This is a genomic window from Vibrio splendidus (genome assembly GCF_024347615.1).
In the GTDB taxonomy this organism is placed as follows: domain Bacteria; phylum Pseudomonadota; class Gammaproteobacteria; order Enterobacterales; family Vibrionaceae; genus Vibrio; species Vibrio splendidus.
The window spans coordinates 1,405,435-1,424,223 of sequence record NZ_AP025509.1 but is presented as its reverse complement, the minus strand read 5'-3'; the positions used below and the strand labels follow the sequence as shown (position 1 = coordinate 1,424,223).

At 44.7% G+C, this 18,789-nt stretch carries 17 protein-coding genes; 6 read left to right on the top strand and 11 right to left on the bottom strand.

Going from position 1 to position 18,789, the window contains the following annotated elements:
- Positions 1 to 2: 2 nt before the first annotated feature.
- Together OCU90_RS23495 and OCU90_RS23490 are read left to right on the top strand one after the other, a co-directional pair.
- Positions 3 to 965, top strand: a complete 963-nt coding sequence (locus OCU90_RS23495; protein ID WP_061020978.1) for a DMT family transporter — start codon at positions 3 to 5, stop codon at positions 963 to 965.
- Between the two features lie 29 nt (positions 966 to 994).
- Entirely contained in the window at positions 995 to 2,146 is a 1,152-nt protein-coding gene (locus tag OCU90_RS23490) for a M20 aminoacylase family protein (protein ID WP_061020976.1), read from the top strand.
- A 96-nt stretch (positions 2,147 to 2,242) separates the two neighbouring features.
- Here OCU90_RS23490 and OCU90_RS23485 read toward each other — a convergent pair whose 3' ends face one another.
- The 3 genes from OCU90_RS23485 to OCU90_RS23475 all read right to left on the bottom strand — a co-directional run bounded on the left by OCU90_RS23485 (position 2,243) and on the right by OCU90_RS23475 (position 5,384).
- Positions 2,243 to 2,872, bottom strand: coding sequence for a bifunctional 4-hydroxy-2-oxoglutarate aldolase/2-dehydro-3-deoxy-phosphogluconate aldolase (locus OCU90_RS23485; RefSeq protein ID WP_061020975.1), 630 nt, complete (start codon positions 2,870 to 2,872; stop codon positions 2,243 to 2,245).
- A 15-nt stretch (positions 2,873 to 2,887) separates the two neighbouring features.
- Positions 2,888 to 3,844 carry a sugar kinase gene (locus tag OCU90_RS23480; RefSeq protein WP_061020973.1) on the bottom strand — a complete coding sequence of 319 codons (957 nt, stop codon included), beginning with the start codon at positions 3,842 to 3,844 and terminating at the stop codon, positions 2,888 to 2,890.
- Positions 3,845 to 3,950: 106 nt separating this feature from the next.
- Positions 3,951 to 5,384, bottom strand: a complete 1,434-nt coding sequence (locus OCU90_RS23475; protein WP_061020971.1) for a PTS transporter subunit EIIC — start codon at positions 5,382 to 5,384, stop codon at positions 3,951 to 3,953.
- Between the two features lie 260 nt (positions 5,385 to 5,644).
- Here OCU90_RS23475 and OCU90_RS23470 point away from each other — a divergent pair, with 260 nt between their 5' ends.
- A complete protein-coding gene (locus tag OCU90_RS23470; RefSeq protein ID WP_004732372.1) occupies positions 5,645 to 6,844 on the top strand; it encodes an enolase C-terminal domain-like protein in 1,200 nt (399 codons plus the stop codon).
- 221 nt (positions 6,845 to 7,065) lie between these two features.
- On the opposite strand, the gene OCU90_RS23465 is transcribed toward OCU90_RS23470, so the two are convergent.
- Positions 7,066 to 7,773: a GntR family transcriptional regulator gene (locus tag OCU90_RS23465; RefSeq protein WP_017078485.1), complete on the bottom strand. Its 708-nt coding sequence runs from the start codon at positions 7,771 to 7,773 to the stop codon at positions 7,066 to 7,068.
- Between the two features lie 280 nt (positions 7,774 to 8,053).
- The gene (locus tag OCU90_RS23460; protein ID WP_061020969.1) at positions 8,054 to 9,298 is read right to left on the bottom strand and encodes a membrane dipeptidase; all 1,245 of its coding nucleotides are present in this window, start codon (positions 9,296 to 9,298) and stop codon (positions 8,054 to 8,056) included.
- A 327-nt stretch (positions 9,299 to 9,625) separates the two neighbouring features.
- Here OCU90_RS23460 and OCU90_RS23455 point away from each other — a divergent pair, with 327 nt between their 5' ends.
- Positions 9,626 to 10,561: a helix-turn-helix domain-containing protein gene (locus OCU90_RS23455; RefSeq protein ID WP_061020966.1), complete on the top strand. Its 936-nt coding sequence runs from the start codon at positions 9,626 to 9,628 to the stop codon at positions 10,559 to 10,561.
- A 31-nt stretch (positions 10,562 to 10,592) separates the two neighbouring features.
- On the opposite strand, the gene OCU90_RS23450 is transcribed toward OCU90_RS23455, so the two are convergent.
- Positions 10,593 to 11,165, bottom strand: coding sequence for a sugar O-acetyltransferase (locus tag OCU90_RS23450; protein ID WP_061020964.1), 573 nt, complete (start codon positions 11,163 to 11,165; stop codon positions 10,593 to 10,595).
- Positions 11,166 to 11,318: 153 nt separating this feature from the next.
- Entirely contained in the window at positions 11,319 to 12,317 is a 999-nt protein-coding gene (gene add / locus OCU90_RS23445) for an adenosine deaminase (protein ID WP_061020962.1), read from the bottom strand.
- A gap of 120 nt (positions 12,318 to 12,437) precedes the next feature.
- On the opposite strand from add, the gene OCU90_RS23440 reads away from it, so the two are divergent.
- Entirely contained in the window at positions 12,438 to 13,385 is a 948-nt protein-coding gene (locus OCU90_RS23440) for a LysR substrate-binding domain-containing protein (protein ID WP_061020961.1), read from the top strand.
- 112 nt (positions 13,386 to 13,497) lie between these two features.
- Positions 13,498 to 14,952, top strand: coding sequence for a glutathione synthase (locus tag OCU90_RS23435; RefSeq protein ID WP_099426116.1), 1,455 nt, complete (start codon positions 13,498 to 13,500; stop codon positions 14,950 to 14,952).
- A 149-nt stretch (positions 14,953 to 15,101) separates the two neighbouring features.
- Here the strand turns inward: OCU90_RS23435 and OCU90_RS23430 are convergent, their stop codons facing one another.
- The 4 genes from OCU90_RS23430 to uxaC form a co-directional block, all read right to left on the bottom strand.
- Complete coding sequence (locus OCU90_RS23430; protein ID WP_061020956.1) at positions 15,102 to 15,605, bottom strand: YgjV family protein; 504 nt, start codon at positions 15,603 to 15,605, stop codon at positions 15,102 to 15,104.
- A 129-nt stretch (positions 15,606 to 15,734) separates the two neighbouring features.
- Complete coding sequence (locus OCU90_RS23425; RefSeq protein WP_017068137.1) at positions 15,735 to 16,361, bottom strand: bifunctional 4-hydroxy-2-oxoglutarate aldolase/2-dehydro-3-deoxy-phosphogluconate aldolase; 627 nt, start codon at positions 16,359 to 16,361, stop codon at positions 15,735 to 15,737.
- 9 nt (positions 16,362 to 16,370) lie between these two features.
- Entirely contained in the window at positions 16,371 to 17,363 is a 993-nt protein-coding gene (locus OCU90_RS23420) for a sugar kinase (RefSeq protein WP_061020954.1), read from the bottom strand.
- A 3-nt stretch (positions 17,364 to 17,366) separates the two neighbouring features.
- Positions 17,367 to 18,779: a glucuronate isomerase gene (gene uxaC / locus OCU90_RS23415; RefSeq protein ID WP_061020953.1), complete on the bottom strand. Its 1,413-nt coding sequence runs from the start codon at positions 18,777 to 18,779 to the stop codon at positions 17,367 to 17,369.
- Positions 18,780 to 18,789: the final 10 nt, after the last annotated feature.

Below are 18,789 nucleotides of genomic sequence, written 5' to 3'. Positions count from 1 at the left end.
TGATGAAATCAGTGACTAAAGGTTGGATTGCAGCAATTAGCGTTGGTTTGCTATGGGGCTCTGAGGCTGCTTTAGCTACCTTGCCACTGCAAACCATTGATGCGCAATTGTTAGTGTGGCTGCGCTACATGATGGCATTCTCGGTTTTATCTTTAGTCCTGATTTTTGGAGCAATACGTCAAACCAATACTCAAACTAAACCGAAACTGTCGTTCAGTTGGGCTAATCGAAGCGATTTATTTAAGTTATTAGTGTGTGGTGTAGTAGGCCAAGGTTTATTTAGCTTCTTGTCATTTCTATCACTCGATTATATTTCGCTATCGGAAAACGGAGTCATTCAAGGTCTTGTACCGATTGCAATCTTGGCTATTGGGCAAGTTTTCTATGGTGCACGCTTTACGCGTATGCAAATTGCCTCAAGTGGGATTGCTTTGATTGGAGTGAGCATATTGGTTCTTGCTCCGCCGTTTACTTCGGAAGATAGCGGTGTGAACATTGGCCATCTGATTTGCTTATTGAGTGTGTTGAGCTTTGCATCTGTCACCCACTTACGGGCTCATCTGGCAGAGAAATACGGTGCAACTCGCACCATGCATTATCAGTTTGGTTTCGCAGCTGTTGGTTTTTTCATTTATTTATTGGTGTCAGGTATAGATGTACCTAGCCTGCTACTGGTGATGCGCCCTTCTTGGTCACTTCTATGCATTATGGTGTTAGGAGGTTTTGTATCAGGTCTGGGCTATATCGCGTATATCTATGGCATAGAACGTGTGGGAGTTGAAGGCAGCAGCATGGCTTTAAACCTCATCCCTATGTCAGCATTTTTCATTGCTGTTTTGGTGTTCGGAGAGCCTATCACCCCCTTGAGGGCGATGGCGGTTGGCTTAATCATCGTTGCTATGATGCTATTTGCAACCTCCAACAAATCTCGCGAAATGACATCCAAAACAGTATCAACAAATTAATTTTAAGTATTTTATTTATTGGAGTTTCCATGACTAACACTGCCACTGTCACAGAATGGCGTCGCCATCTACATCAGTACCCTGAATTTGGTACTGAAGAGTTCAAAACCTCTGAATTTGTTGCGAATAAACTCGAAGAGTTCGGCATTGAAGTTCACCGTGGTATTGGTGGAACCGGTGTTCTGGGAATTTTAAAAAATGGTACAAGCGATCGCTCGATTGGGTTGCGTGCTGACATGGATGCCCTGCGTATTCATGAAGAGAATACGTTTTGTCATGTTTCTAAACATGATGGCGCGATGCATGCTTGTGGTCATGACGGGCATACAGCTATGTTGTTGGGTGCCGCGCAAGAGCTAGCAAACAGCAAGCAATTTGATGGCACCGTTTACTTCATTTTCCAACCCGATGAAGAGCGTGGTACAGGCGCCAAAGCGATGATCGAAGACGGCCTGTTTACTCGTTGGAATATGGATGCGATTTACGCAATGCATAACCTTCCGGGTATTCCTGAAGGTAAGTTTGTGACTCGCCCCAATTCATTAATGGCGAGTGAAAGTAGCTTTGAAATTATTATCAAGGCGACGGGTGGTCATGCCGCTATGCCACACATGGGAACTGACCCGATTGTAGTTGGAGCTCAGGTTGTGACCGCCTTACAAACCATTGTTTCACGTAATTTGAGTGCAATTGATGAGACGGCGGTTATCTCAGTGACTAACTTTGTTACCAATGGCACCGTTAACGTGATTCCTTCGCAAGTGACCATTTCAGGTGACACTCGTAGCTTCACGGATCAAGCGTTACACAAGATTGAGAAAGCGATCGAGCGTGTCGTTGCGGGTCAGTGCATGTCAGCAGGCGTTGATTATCAATATCATTTTAACAATAGCTTTCTATCAACAATCAACACGCCGGAAGAGACTGCTCACGCAATCAAAGCAGCACAAGCGGTTGTTGGTGAAGAGAATGTGAATGGAGCTTGTGAACGCTTCACTATCAGTGAGGATTTCTCGTTCATGTTACGTGAAGTGAAAGGGTGCTATGTGCTAGTTGGGAATGGTGTTGGTGAATGTGGAGGCACTGCGCTTCATAACCCACACTACGATTTCAACGACAATATTCTGGAACATGGCGTTGGGTTCTGGAACACGCTTGTAGAGCAACAATTGTCACAATAGATAGATGAAAAAAGAGCGAGAGGCAAGCTTCTCGCTCTTTTTGTATGCGTTGTATTCTCAAATCCCGCTAACGCTTTGGGCTAGCGACTGATCTGCTTAATGATTTACTTGCTCAACAATCTCTCGCGTTAGGCGGGCAATCTCATTCCACTCTCCGTTTTCAACCAGCTTTTTGTCCACCATCCACGTACCACCGCAGGCTAATACTTGAGGCACGGCTAAGTAGCTATCGATGTTTGATGGCGTGATACCGCCGGTAGGCATGAGTCTAATGTCGCCATAAGGTCCGACTAACGATTTCACCATACTGATACCGCCGGAAGCTTCTGCTGGGAAGAACTTCAAGGTTGTTAAGCCCATCTCTAATGCCGCTTCAACGGTGCTTGGATTGTTCACACCCGGAATGATATCGATACCGATCTCTTGGCATGCTTTAACTGTGTTTGGATTGAACCCCGGTGATACCACAAACGTTGCGCCCGCTTCTTTTGCTGCAAGTGCTTGCTCACGGTTCAAGATGGTGCCCGCGCCGATCAGCATGTCAGGCTGTGCTTGGCGAAGCAGTCGGATAGCTTCAACAGCGGCGTCTGAACGGAAGGTAATCTCAGCCGCGGGAAGCCCATTCTCAGCCAATACTTTGCCTAGAGGGATAATATCCTCTGCGTTATCAATGGCGATAACAGGGATAACTTTAAGTGCTTTTAGCTGTTCGTTAATTGTAGACATGTGTACTTCTTAATATCAGTTTGAAAGAGTGTCGGTGATGGATTTTGGGATGATTGAGCCATGATGTTGAATCACCAATCTGGCTAATGCATTACCTTGGTGGCAGGCTTCTTCAATAGAACCTCCAGCGAGATAGCAAGATAAGAAACCGCCGTTAAAAGAGTCGCCAGCTGAGGTGCTATCAACCACAGTCTCGACAGGTATCGTTGTGATTTTTACTGGCTCATTTGCGGGGTTATCGCTGATCAAGCAGCCTTCAGCACCCAGCTTGACAATAACGGTTTTGACACCGAGTGCATGCAGCCTTTTTATGGTGTCTTGTGGCGTTTGATCGCTCCACAACAGTTGTTCATCATCGAACGTGACTAGGGCTATATCGGTCGTTTTATAGCCCAATAGATAGCATTCTTTAGTTGCGGCCTCTGAGCTCCACAACTTTGGTCGATAGTTACTATCAAAGGCGATGGTAACGCCACGTTCACGCAGGCCTTCGATGATAGTGAGCAACTTTAGCTGATCGCTGTGTGGCAGTATCGCGAGGGAAATACCACTCAGAAACACCATATCAACATCACGAAGTTGGTTGGCTATCTTAACGAAATCGGGGTGCTGTACCATGTAGCGAGCCGCCGAATCGTTACGCCAGTATAGGAAGGTGCGCTCACCAACATCGTCGAGTTGAATGAGATAGAGCCCGGGTGAACGCTGTTCATCAATAAGCACGAACTCGGTTGATAGCCCTTCATCTTGCCATCGGTTAAGCATCTCTTGGCTGATAGCGTCTGAGCCTAGAGCCGTGACATAACTGGTACGAATCATAGGTGCACCTGTCGAACAGGAATAGCTTGTGGTACCTCGGTTCAAATAAACAGCGGCGTTGAGCGTATCTCCACCATAGGTTTGTTGCATGGTGCCGAATGGAGCGCCGTTCAGTTCAATCATACACTCGCCGATAATCGCAATGTGGCTCATAGTGTGCCCTTACAGAAAGATTGGTATTGCTAGGTATAAATGATGGAACGTGGCTACAAGGAAGGTAGCCACGTTGATTCTGTTCCCAATAGGTTGGGAGGAAGTGTTACTTGTTGTCTAGTTTTACGAACAATAGCGTTAGAACATAAGACAGTGCGAACACACCCACCACACCCATTAGTGCCTGAATGAAGTTTTGCGTACCGCCTGCAAGGTAAGCTGGCAAGCTGAATACAGAAGAAAGAATGTAGCTGGTTAAGTGAGTATCTATCGTGACAGAGATAGCACCGAACACACCTGCCGCCAAACTCGCGGTCATCATCGCTTTGGTGTATTTCGTGAGGACACCAAATAGAGCTGGCTCCGTGATGCCTAAGATAGCCGTAACACTTGAGCCCATCGTAATTGAAGATTGCTCTTTAGAAACTGTCTTGCGTTGCTTGTGCCAGATTGCCATTGTCGCACCAGCAATTGCCATGTTACCTAAGCACATGATCGGCATAAGTAAATCCTTACCATACAGTGCAAAGTTGTTCAGGCTGATTGGCGTCATGCTGTGGTGGATACCAAATACGATGGTAATCGGGCGAGTTAGACCAAACACAAAGCCCGTTAACGTGGGAGAGATTTCCAGTAGTGAACTCATTACCCAACCTGCACCATTACTTAGCCAGATACCAGCAGGGCCAACAAATGATAGCGTGATGGTAGAAGTCACAGTAAACGCAAGCAGTGGCGTAAATACTGGTTTCGCTGAAGAGGGTACCAGTCGGTCAACCATCGGCGTGACTTTAGACAACAACCAAATCGCCAAAATAGCAGGGACAATCGCGCCGCCGTAATTAAGCAGTTCAATAGGAACCACGCCTAGCACCGTCAGCTCAGGAGCCGCGCCAGCATCTTTTAGCATCACCGCTTTATCCACTAGCTTGGGTGCTAGCATTGCAGAGGAGACAGCAAGTGCGATGTACTCGTTTACTTTGAATACCTTAGCGGCAGAGAAAGAAACTAGCATAGGCAAGAAGAAGAACACAGCGACAGAAATTGAACGGAAGAAGTAAACCGTGTCTGAAGTTTCAGAGATAACATTGGTTGCAATAAGACCAGACAACAGGCCCATCAACATACCAGCGCCGGCAATCGCTGGAACTACTGGGCCGAAGATACCCGCGACAATGCGCATCACGCCTTGGAACAGTTTACCTTTCTCTAGTTCATCAGCAGGGTTAGCGTCAGCTTGTTGAGTGTTTGATAGCGCGTTAAACCAATTCTCTACTTCAACACCGATGATGACTTGAGTTTGACCTTGTTGAAGTACCACACCTTTCACATCTGCGATCTGCTTGATCGCTTCTTCGTTTACCAGCGATTCGTCGGCTAATTTGAATCTCAGCCTTGTCATACAGTGCGTGATACTCACGATATTGTCTTCACCACCAAGTGCAGTGATTAATAACTGTATATTTTCTTTGAAATTTTTATTTTTCGATGATGACTTCGAGTTATTAATAACGGCATCACTCTTTTCTACCATTTGCATACTACACCTGTTATTGGAATATATTTAACTCGAGCAATCATAACGACAATCAATTTAAATCCAACGCAGTAAAAAGAGATCTCAATCACACTTAAAATCCGAAAAATTATTTTTCCACCGTTTTTAGCCAATTGGTATGTTTTGTTTATCAAAAAAATACTCTTAACGTACCAATTATTTTTACGAAAAATTAGCGCTTGAAATGTGGTTTTTAAAGCGGTTAGATAATAGGAGTTGACTTAAGTTTAGGTTATTTAATTGTGAAAGAAACTATTATATCTGATATCCATTGTATTATTACTAAGCCAGACAGACACAATCTCATTACCGTGGTAGTTGAAACGAATGAAGGCGTGACTGGGTTTGGTTGTGCGACATTCCAACAAAGACCGCTTGCTGTAAAAACAATGGTCGATGAATATTTAAAACCTATTCTTATTGGTAAAAACGCCAATAATATTGAAGACTTATGGCAAATGATGATGGTCAACGCTTATTGGCGAAATGGCCCTGTTATCAATAATGCAATTTCCGGTGTTGATATGGCACTGTGGGATATCAAAGCTAAATTGGCGGGCATGCCGTTACACCAGTTATTTGGTGGTAAGTCTCGTGATGCTATTCCTGTATACACACACGCGACTAGCGACACGATGGAAGGTATTTATGAGCTGGTGGAGTCTTTCCTAGACAAAGGCTACAAGCACATTCGTTGTCAGCTTGGTTTCTATGGCGGTGTTCCAACCGATTTGCATACCACTCAAAACCCGACTGAAGGTTCGTACTACGACCAAGATCAGTACATGGACAATACTCTAACGATGTTTAAGTCGTTGAGAGAGAAATATGGTAACCAATTCCATATTCTTCATGATGTTCATGAGCGCCTATTCCCGAATCAAGCGATACAATTTGCCAAAGAAGTCGAGCAATATAAGCCTTACTTCATTGAAGATATTCTGCCGCCAAATCAAACGGAATGGTTGGATAATATTCGTAGCCAAAGCTCAGTTTCATTAGGTTTAGGGGAGTTATTTAATAACCCTGAAGAGTGGAAATCACTGATTGCTAACCGCCGCATTGATTTCATTCGTTGTCATGTTTCACAGATTGGTGGTATTACCCCAGCTCTGAAACTAGGCCACTTATGCCAGAACTTCGGTGTTCGTATTGCATGGCATTGCCCGCCAGATATGACGCCAATTGGTGCAGCGGTAAACACGCATTTGAATGTGCATTTACACAATGCCGCCATTCAAGAGCATGTCGAATACAACGAGAACACACACAAGGTATTCCCGAATGCTGCAGAGCCAATTAATGGCTACTTATACGCGTCAGAAATCGCAGGTATTGGTGTTGAAATCGACCGAGAGGTTGCAGCCGAGTTCCCTGTTATGTATCGCCCCCACGAGTGGACTCAAAGTCGCCTTCCTGATGGCGCGATTCACACTCCATAACTCATCGAGTTAATTAAAATGGCCGCAGATAGCGGCCATTTTTTTGACTAGTATTAATTACTCAATTAAATTTATCAAAGGTCTATAAGTTATTTTTAGTTAGCAAGATTATAACTAATAAATATTTGAGTACAGTTATTAACTTATAGGTTTTTGATTGTAAATACTTAACTGGGTTAGTTATTTAAATTAACTAGAATGGTGGGCACCTAAATAAGTTATTACTTCTTATCTCGGAAGCTCATGCTCTCACTGTTAAAAGGCGTGTGGTAGGTGCATTGGTAGTTGATGTCGATGATGTCGCTGACGATGAACAGTTCACCCGATGCTAAGAAACCTCGGTTGGTGATATTCATCGCCGCCGCATTTTTTTTGCAGCCGAGCAACTCCGCATCTTCTTTAGAAACATTGATCGCTTGATACGTCGTTAAGTAGCTATCGATCTGGAGGCCTTTCGCTAGCGCATGTTTCTGGATTGAGCTTTCAATGATCTCGGCATTCATCTCTGGGAAGACGCTGACAGGGATCTTGGCTTCTTCAATCTGAACTACTTTGTTGTTAATCAATCGAAGACGTCTAATTTTCCAAATGTAGTCATTGTCGTCTAAAGAAAAAATCTGCTGTTCGTGGTTATCGGGTAGCGCTTTATTTAGCTGGAGCTTTTTATAAGAGATCTCTTCAAAACTGTTTTCAGTGATGGAGTTGTACACCAGTGGTGTGCCAATGAGAGAAGTGTTGACGAAGTAACCAGAACCCACCTTAGATTTCACCATGCCAATAGCCTCTAGCTTGGCTAGTGCTTTACGAATCGTGAAACGAGATAATCCATATATTTCAGACAGTTCTCGTTCTGCAGGAAGCTTATGGCTGATACTGTTTTGGCAAATTTTGCTTACAATATCTTGAACAACTAATTCATATTTTTTCATTCTAAAAACTTAAAAAAGCACTCATGGTGATTAAATTATAGTTAACTAAATCAGATACTCAGCGCATTCCGAACTAGTCGATAATTCTAACATAGAAGGCCAATTAGATGATGGGAAATAGGGTGTTTTGGAGGGCGAATTCGAGGGTTACTTCTGGGGGTGTGACTTCATTCTCTTTCTTGACTAGATAAGCGAGAAGGCGAGGTCACCTGCAAGCAGATAATAAAAAAGCACGCCCAATAGGACGTGCTTCGAGTGTTTGAACTTTGTTAGTAGCGAGCTACATAGCTAAGTTTTCATTTCTTAATTTGGTGAGCACTTTTAGACGCTTTGTATACTCTTTTTGGAACTCGTCTGGGTCAGCACCTTCAGATACTTGAGCGTACACTCGCATCTTGTTGCCGCCGTAGATCTTAGCAAGATCATCGTTGCTGTAACCGCGTTTCCACAGTTCATCAGTAATCGCTGCTAGGATCTTCGACAGTTCACCATTACCGGTAGCGCCTTTGTTGAACGCCTCAATCATGTAGCCGCCATCGTCGTACATTTTCGCGTTTTTGGTTGCGAAATCCACAACCATTGCGGTAGAGAACATATCATCAGTTGCGATACCTACGTGGTCAACGCCTATCAATTTCACGTAGTAATCGATCATATCAGCAGCTTGAACAGGAGATATATCTTCAGGCCAAACGCCATCCATCATCCATTCAGTGAAGGTTGGGGCAACGTAGCCGCCTGATTTAGCCGCGCGTATCGCTTCATCGTCAGGAATAGCACGGTAGCAACCTTGTGGTGTTGCATTTGGCTCACTCTTATAAAGCCCTGCAGGCACTGAGTGAGTGTAAACAAATGGGGTTCCAGGATACTTCTCTTCCATGTACTCCATCGCGTCATTTGCTGTTTTTGAGCCTGTGTGGCTGAGATCGAGAATGACCTGATACTCGACCATCGAATCAATAACAGATTCTCCCCAAGGTGTTAAGCCTATATCTCTACCGTTAAATGCTGCTAATTGCCCTGAACCTGTTCTGAAAATGTCGTTATACGCCAAGATCATGCTTTTTAAGCCCATGTCTTTTAGAATCGCCATTTTTGTCACATCTTCTTCCAAGATAGTGGCAGTTTGACTGTTCCAAAGCACGGCAGTTTTGCCTTCGGTGTGCGCTTTCTCAATGTCATTATTGGAATGCGCGATGATGAAATTATCAGGTTGTTTTGCCATCGCAGAGCGGTGTTTATGATGGTGAAACAAGAAGTCATCAAAGTTGTGGTCAGCAGCGGTAATGGTGTATTCATGCCCTGTAATACCTGCATCACGAGCATCTTGGAAGTAATCCAACAGTTGTTGCTCGTCCTGCCAACCTGCACCGTAAGGGCTCGCGAGCATACCAATGACAATGGTGTCTTGGACAAATGTTTTAGCCTTGTCTGATGCAGGCCAGGTCTTACTCTCAACACTTGCCTGTGCAACACCAACACTCATTGCAATGCTTGCTGCTACTAACGTTATCTTTTTAAACATGAAAACCTCTCAATTACTGGCTTAAGTCCATTTATATTTATGCCTAGATTTAATAGTAGACCCTGACGGTATCGTCGAGTTATTTAAATTGATAACCCTGTCATACTTTGTAATCAAAGCGTTACGTCCTGAATTGTGATTTCGCCTTAATGCTAAAAACTTAAAGCGCCTCTTGTTAACTTGAGGTAATAGTAGCTAAGCTAGAAAAGTAAAATGTGCATTTTGTGCCACTGAACTTAGACTGGTATTGATGAAAAAATTGATGCTGATATTGAGTTGAATTGTGGATTTGACCTGTTTTGAACAAGACAAAGGAATTGTGAACTGATGCTTGAATTACCATTGATTGCGAAGAGTGTTGTGAGTCATTTTCAGCAGTGCGTGCGAGAAGATCAGTCATTAGTTCCATATCATGCCGCGATAGAAGCGCTCGCAGTTCAAGTGAGCATGCCATTCTCAATGGATACTTCAGTTGCTCAATATGTCTCGTTTAATGTGTTTACTCAGTTCTTACAGGGTTTGAGGAAGGCATTACCATCTGAGGTGTTTGTTTCTGCGTTATTAGGCAGTGCTCAACGAGCTGCTCTCGAACTCGATTTTCCCCACCTTTCAGCTCAAGATTTTCTGTCTCTTTTTCCGTTTGAACAATGGTCAGTCGAATCGTCTTCACAGTCATTAAAGCTTTCATTTCTAGTATCTAATAGCTCGCTCAATGGTATTGAAGCCGAGCTGTTTTTGATCGTTTATAGCCACGCTTATTTTAAATCTCAGCAGATTGATATTGATAAGCCAATTCGCTACGACTTAGTTTCAGTGTCGGCGAATGCGTTAAGTGAGTTAAGAATACAAACGGAAACGCCACAGTATTTAGGCCAAACTGAGACGTGCATTTCGTATAGCCCCATTGATCGAGATTGCTCAATCAAAGCGGTATCAACGGCTACTACTTCTACCTACAAGGTGACACAAGCATTGCTTCCTTATATCGGTCGAGTAGACGTAGATTTGGTGATGTTTGGTCAGATAAACCGAATTGGTAAGCGCACAATCCAAAGGGCGCTTAGTGAAGAGGGGACGACTTTTCGAACCATCAAAGAGGCTCTGTCTTTTGAATTCGCCAAGCGCGTTATGACTGAGCAAGATTATTCGATCTCAGATATTGCACTTCACTTGGGATACGCAGATGCCTCACAATTTATAAGAGCGTTTAAGCGAGTAAATGGGATTACACCTTATCAATGGAAGAAAGGCCATGTTGAGTGATAAACATGGCCTTTCTTAGATTGCTTCTGAACTAGTTGCTTTGTTGCTCAGTATTCAAATGCCGAATTAACTTGGCTGGCGTGCCACCGTATAAGCAGTCTGGTGGTACATCACTGTTAACCACTGAGTTTGCTGCGATAACAGAGCGAGCGCCAATCGTTACGCCTTGGTTGATGACCGAGTTACCGCCAACCCACACATCATCTTCGATTGTTATTGGTAAACAGAAGGTTTCCCATTTACGGCGGCTACGATAATCAAGGGAGTGTGATGGCGTATAGAATTGGGCACTTGGTCCAATTAAAACATTGTTACCGATCTTGATGTTTGCACCATCTAGCATTACTGCGTTCATATTAATGAAGGTGTCGTCGCCAATCTCTATGGTTTTGCCAAACTCACAATGAAAAGGGGGACGGACAACGCTGCTTCCTACTTTACCAAACAGATTAGCCTGAAGACTTGGTAGCTGAGTATCGTCTGAACATTGATTCAAGTCTGATAGCGCCTTGCTGGCGTGAGTGCGCATGTGGTCTATCTCATGGTCTGCGCCATCAAAAATCTCGCCGGACAGCATTTTCTCGAGTTCTGTTTTCGTTTTCATCGCTTGCACCTCACTAGTCAACATGGGTACTAGAATACGGATAATTGAACATAAAAAAAGAGAAAAGCCTCAGCCTTTCTCTTCCTGTTTTGTGCTTTAAGCACTAATGCTAAGTGAGCCCTGTTATTTCAGCAAAAGGCGCGCTTTGCCAAATTAGATTTGCTCAACGAAACCCATTAGGTGTTGTTTCACTTCGTCTGAAGCAAAAGCGCTCCCCACAGAGTATTTGTAGATCTCTGCGTAGTCTTCTTGTGTTAGACCGAACGTTTCACACACACGCTTCACTTCGTTAGTCATGGTTGTGTTCGACACAGTACGGTTGTCTGTGTTGATAGTAACAACGATGCCGTCTTTCTTGAATTCAGCAATTGGGTGGTCGCTGAATTTGTGAATACACTTAGTTTGCACGTTACTTGTTGGGCAAGTCTCAAGCGCAACCTGCTTCTCTTTAACGATGTTGTACGCGTCTTCGTTACCTTGGATGTGAACACCGTGGCCGATACGCTCAGCGTCAAGCAGTGTTACTGCATCGTAAACGTTTTGACCGTGCCATTGTTCACCAGCATGAACTGTAATGCGGTAGCCTTTTTCAAGTGCGTATTGTGTGTACTCAGGGAATTCAGCGCAGAAGCCCGGCTTTTCACCGCCAGCGATATCAAACGCAACCACGCCTTTACCTAGGTAAGGTTGGCCTGCGTCGATCACGTCTTTGATCGAATCTTTCGGGAACATACGAAGTACAGACATAATGTAGTTGCCCTTTATGTCGTATTTCTCTTCTGCACGCTTCATGCCTTTTACTGCACTTGCAATGATCGTATCAAGAGACAAGCCCTTGTTTACGTGCAGGATTGGTGCGAAACGAACTTCTAGGTACTTAACGTTTTCTAGTGCAGCGTCTTCGTAAAGCTCGAAAGAGATACGCTCAATCGCTTCTTCAGTCTGCATTACTTGTAGTGGCAGGCTGAAACAAGCCAGATACTCATCTAGGTTTTTACAATCTTCTGGCACCGTTAGAGATTGAACAACCGCGTCGCGATCTTCAGGTAGTTCGATATTGTACTGTTTTGCTAGGTCAATAATCGTATCTGGGCGAACACTTCCGTCTAGGTGGCAGTGTAAATCAATCTTTGGTAGTGCTAGAAAATCCATGAGTATTCCTTAATTCTATTATTATTTGAGCGTGTTAACTCACATGCGCTAAATTTACCAAGACCATGATATGATTTAAAGTGACAATTAATCATCATTAACCTGAATTTAGGGAATATCATGGTAGATGTTAAAAGCTTACTTAAATGCGACATGAATTTGCTGCTTTGCCTACACGTTCTTATTGAAGAACGAAGTGTGAGTAAAACAGCAGAGCGACTCTTTTTGAGCCAGTCTGCGGTAAGTAAACAGCTCACTAAGCTGAGAGCTTTGTTTGATGACCCGCTATTTGAGCGAGAATCCAAAGGGCTATTCCCCACACCCAAAGCACTCGCGTTAGCGCCTAAGATCCATCAAATCCTACTGCAAATCGAAAAGCTGACCGTTGCCGAAGTTTTCGACCCTAAAGACAGTGAGCGTACCTTCACTATAGACCTTGTCGAAACCGCCTACACGGCGATTTATCCGCACTTTATGCCGACTGCGCTCGCGGATGCGCCTCACATTACCGTTAACAGTTCAACGTGGAGCAGCGACAGCTTCAAGCGATTATTAAAGCGTGAAGTGGATTTTGGTATCGGTATTTTTGAGCTAGATGAGCGCGCTTCTACCCACGTGCAGTGTATTCCTGATGCACTTGACTACGTCGAGCTGTGCTTGGATTACTCGGTGTGTTTGATGCGTAATGACCATCCTGCTTTGCAAGAGGAGTGGAATCTCGACACCTTTTTGAAATATCGACATATACAGTTGGTGACAGGTGGTGCGGGTGACTGGCTATTGATGGAAGTGCTCAATTCTAAGCAATTGGAGATCAACAAGGCGGCTAACGTTTCAGATATCACCAGTGCCATCAAGCTGTGCAAGCAGAGCGACTTATTAATGTGTTATCCATACAACTCGGTACGCGATTACATTGATAGCGGAGAGTTGGTGATGAAGCCTGTTCCGGTCGATTTGGTACCAGGAGGTTTGTTCCTATTGTGGCATAAATACTTTGATTCAGAACCGAGCCACAAATGGTTGCGTGATTTGATCGTCAATAAGACCCAAGACACTCAGATGTGAGTCATTGACTGAAGTATTCAAAGAAGTGAAAGGTTTTTCGTCTTTTTAGAATGGGCATCGTCTTAGTAGAGCGCTTAATCCCAGTTAATAGTGAGAGACCAAAATGAATCCAATGCTCACGTCATTGATTCCGCAACAAATTATTAAAGACGCGTGTGAGTGGGCGATCATGCACGGTGTTGCGTTTCGCCAGTCAGATAATACCGCGAGACATTGCCCGTTCAGCATTGCACCTATGACTATGGAGCGCGAGGTGTATGAACACTTGTTGAAGGTAACGCCGCTGATCACCAAGTTAATCAGTAATGTTTCCGAAGATCATGATTTCTTGCAGTCATCACTGAGTGATATGGCCAAAGCTGATCCGTTTTTTGGCCGCTTGATGGAGTTACATCAACAAGCACATGGCAATACTGAAGAGTGTTTTAAGCCAGCTCGTCAACCATTGCTATTAATGCGCACTGATTTCATGGATGATCGCCAACATGGCGCGAAAGTGATCGAGTTTAATGGCATTGCTGCAGGTATGGCTCCGTTTGGGCAAAAAGCGACAGAGTTCCATGATTACATGCAAAATCAATGGCCTGATACTTACCAGAGCTGGCTTGAAGATAAATCTGCGACACCTGCTGAAAACCAAGGCTTAAAGCAACTGGCTTATGGTATTGCGACTTCAGCAAGAAAAGTGCGAGCTGACTTTAATGATTCAGATAAGCCAACATTCTTGATGGTAGTGCAAAAGAATGAAGACAATGTTTACGATCAACACCTACTCGAAATTGAACTGCAAAAGCAGGGTGTACGTACGGTTCGTCGTACCTTTGAACAATTGAGCTGTCAGCTTTCATCAGGTGATAATCAACGCTTGTTACTGAAAGATGTCGGCGCTGTCGATGTGGTGTACCTAAGAGCCGGCTATCAGTATTCAGATTACTGGGCTCCAGAGTTAAATGAATCGGTGTGTTGCCACACGCTAAGTCAGACTCGCTTGTTTATGGAACAACACCATGTCGCAATGAACGCGACCATCAGCCAGCAATTAGCGACCAGTAAAACCATGCAAATGCTGCTGACCATGATGCCAGCATCTGAATACGCACGTTGGGGTTTAACGTTAGAAGAAGCCGAACTGGTCAAGAGTGTTCTGGCTGATATGAAGCCTATCACCAGTGAATCGATTGAATGGTTTAACATCCAAGCTGATAAGCAAGAGTGGGTGTTAAAAAACCAAGGCGAGGGCGGTGGTCATTGTGTTTTTGGTGATGACATCAGCGAACAACTGAGCCAGCTTAAACCAGAAGAGTACGACGCGTGGGCATTGATGCAGCGCTTGTATCCACATGAACGTGACGTGCCGACCATTGCAGTGCGTGATACCCAACAAACGCTCGTGACAGACTTAGTCAGCGAAGTGGGTTTATTCACCGCTTACTTCAAAGGTGAACCAGTAACAGAGCTAGACGGCTACGCGGGTTATTTGATTCGCAGTAAACCCGCTAGCGAAAATGAAGGCGGAATCCACAGCGGCAAAGGGATTTTGGATTCTTTGGTATTGATTAACTCCTGATTCCGACAAATAGCAGATAAAACAAAGGCCAACGTGTGAACGTTGGCCTTTGTTTTATTTTCAAAATGTTCATTACTTGTGTTCTTCAAAATACGATGAATAAATTAGCTCTAGGCTTAAATCGTAGGTATTGTTTCAGAGAATATTACCTATTTTACCATTAACAATCTGCGCTGATGTAAACGATAGATAGTGACCATGTTGGTGGCAATAAAGGTGATTTCGACAAAGGAGCCGCCAATCGAACCAATCCAAATGTTATGGCTAGCCCAACAGAAGGAATTGAATAAGATCAATGACCTCAATGCGATGCCTTGTCTTGAAAAGAGTGCCCATGTCGCAACGGATGAACCAACAACCGTAATAAATTCAAAGAAATGATTCATGTTGGGTAAAGTCATACACCACATCAAGCCAATAAAGAACCACATCACTTTGCGCGATTGAGTTTTTATCGATACATAGCTGCGAATAGCATTAATAATTACGCCTATAGCCGCCACTATGGCACCCATGAATATGAAATGGATACTCATGACAAAACAAAAGATCATCATCTGGTAGCGAAAACGCATATCATCTTTTTGCCAAAAGGCCATTACACCGATACAAAAAGCCAGGCCGCCAACACCTTGTGTTATCCAGTTTTCCATATTTAGCCTATATTTTTAGATGCTATCGAGCACGAATAAATATTAACTTTGAGGGAATAATGCTCAACCATAAAATAACCCTCCAAAAGGAGGGCTAGATATAACGCTAAAGGTGCTATTGCATTAGGTTTAATTGACTAACTTAACAGCTTCACGAGTTAAATGAGCCAGTTCTTCCCAATTGCCTTCTTCAATCAGCTTCTTATCCACCATCCAAGTACCACCACATGCGAGTACTCGAGGTATCGCTAGGTAGTCTTTAATATTGTTTGGGTTAATGCCACCTGTCGGCATGATCTCAATATCCGTGTAAGGCGCAAGAAGTGACTTAACCATGTTGATGCCACCTGATGCCTCAGCTGGGAAGAACTTCAATGTGGTTAAGCCCATTTCTAGAGCGGCTTCTACTGTACTCGGGTTGTTGACCCCAGGAATGATATCAATACCAATCTCTTGGCAGGCTCTTACCGTGTTTGGGTTAAAGCCAGGAGAGACCACAAACGTTGCGCCCGCTTCTTTAGCCGCGATAGCTTGCTCACGATTGAGCACAGTGCCAGCGCCGATCAACATATCTGGTTGTGATTCACGAAGTAGACGAATAGCTTCGACGGCAGCCTCAGAACGGAACGTGATTTCTGCTGCAGGTAAACCATTTTCAGCTAACACTTTACCCAGAGGGATGATGTCTTCAGCGTTGTCGATAGCGATCACAGGGATAACTTTCAGTGTTTTCAGTTGTTGTTTGATGTTAGACATTGGTATTCCTTAAATGGCTGTGATGGCCGCTTGAGTTAGTTCTTTTGCAATAATGGCACCACGATGTTGGATAACGACGCCTGCCATGGTATTGCCGCGCTGGCATGACTTTGTTAAGTCTTCGCCCGCAAGGTAAGCAGATAAAAACCCGCCATTGAATGAGTCTCCTGCCGAGGTCGTATCAACGACATGTTCAACAGGTAGGGTCGGCACCGCCCGTGGAGCCGAAGCGGTACCAGAATTTAGATTTATGTCACTTTGAATTGTGGCATCTTGAATGAGACAGCCATCTGCACCCAGTTTGACGACGCATTGCTTAACACCTAGTGAAGTTAGACGTTCGATGGTTTGTTCTGGTGAAGTATCTCCCCAAATCAACTGTTCATCATCGAACGTGACTAAAGCTAAATCTGTCAGCGTATACATGGCTTGGTAGCTGTTCTTAACGGTTTGGTTTTCGTCCTGTGGCCAAAGCGCAGGGCGGAAGTTACTGTCGAAGGCGATCTCAACGCCTTGTGTCTTCAACTCAACCAAGATGTTCAATAGCTCGATACGATCTTGCTCAGGCAGAATCGCTAATGTGATACCGCTGAGAAAGACCATATCGACATTGCGCAGTGCCTGCTTTATCTGATTGAAATCAGGGTGCTGCAGTAGGTAGCGTGCAGCCGATTGATTTCTCCAATACAGAAAGGTACGTTCACCTGCGTCATCAAGCTGAATCAGGTATAGGCCTGGAGTACGTTGGCTGTCTTGTAGAACAAGGTCAGTCGATATCCCTTCTTGTTGCCAGCGTTCTAACATTCCCTTGCTAATCGGGTCTGCGCCCAAAGCCGTGACGTAGGACACTTTGATGTCATCTTGATTGAGGTTGGCCTCGCAGCCGCGGCTTAGATAGACCGCAGCATTGAGTGTGTCTCCGCCAAACGTTTGATGCATTGAGCCGAACGGTTTGCCGTTAAGCTCGATCATGCACTCACCAATAATGGCGATATGTTTCATGGGTTACGCCCTCTCTTCGAAGTAGCGTTTTGCGTTTCCAAAGCAGATGTCTTCGACCATAGGGCCAAGCCGTGACATGTCGTTTGGCACCTCGCCGTTTTCAGCCCAACGACCAAGCATGTCACACAGAATTCGGCGGAAGTATTCGTGGCGTGTGTACGACAAGAAGCTGCGGGAGTCAGTCAGCATGCCGACAAACTGGCTAAGCAGACCAAGCTGAGATAGCTGCTCCATTTGGCGTTGCATGCCGTCTTTCTGATCGTTGAACCACCAACCAGAACCAAACTGAACTTTGCCCGCGATGCCGCCACCTTGGAAGTTGCCAATCATGGTTGCCATCATCTCGTTATCGCGAGGGTTTAAGCAGTAAAGAATGGTGCGAGGCAGTTCGTTGCTTTGATCCATCTCGTCTAACAGGTGAGCCAATTCGAAGGCAAACGTCTTATCGCTGATCGAATCAAACCCTGCATCTGCGCCTAACAGTTGGAACATGCGCGTGTTGTTATTGCGCTGAGCACCAATGTGAAGCTGCATTACCCAACCCATTGCGGCGTAGCGCTTGCCTAACCACACCTGAACCGCTGTTGAAAACTGCGCACATTCTAGATCGGTGAGTGTTTCGCCATTGAGGCGTCGAGCTAACAGGGCATCCAAATCCGATTCAGATGGAATAGGTGCGTAGCGAACTACCTCAATACCGTGGTCTGCTGCACGGCAACCATGGTCGTTGAAATGCGCTAGGCGGCTGTCTAAAGCAGTCAATAGGTGATGGAAGCGAGTGATTTCAACGTCAGCAACCATGCCTAATTTTTGTAGGTAATCAGCAAAGCTATCAAGTTCAATTTTGAACGCTTTATCTGGGCGCCAGCTTGGTAGAACCTTCACATCGAATGTGTTGTCTTCAGCGATCGCTTTATGGTGTTCAAGAGAATCAATAGGGTCATCCGTCGTGCCGGCCATAACAACATTCATTTGCTGCATGATGCCGCGAGCACTAAATTCCGGTGTCGCTAATAGCTCGTTGCCTTCGTGCCAAATTTGGTCTGCGGTTTCTGGACCAAAGAGAGTGCCAGTAATACCAAATGGGCGGCGTAGTTCTAAATGAGTCCAGTGGTAAAGTGGGTTGCCCAAGGTTTGAGGGACGGTTCTAGCCCATGCCATGAACTTATCATAATCGCTTGCGCCTCCAGTAATCAGACGCTCATCAATCCCTGCTGAACGCATGCCTCGCCATTTGTAGTGGTCACCCTCAAGCCAAATCTTAGACATGTTTTCGAACTGACGATCTTGAGCCACTTCTGCCGGGTTTAGATGGCAGTGATAGTCATAAATCGGCTGGTGGCTTGCGTGTTCATGGTACAAACGACGTGCAGTCTCATTCGACAGTAAAAAGTCTTCGCATAAGAAATTTTTCATTGCTTGTACT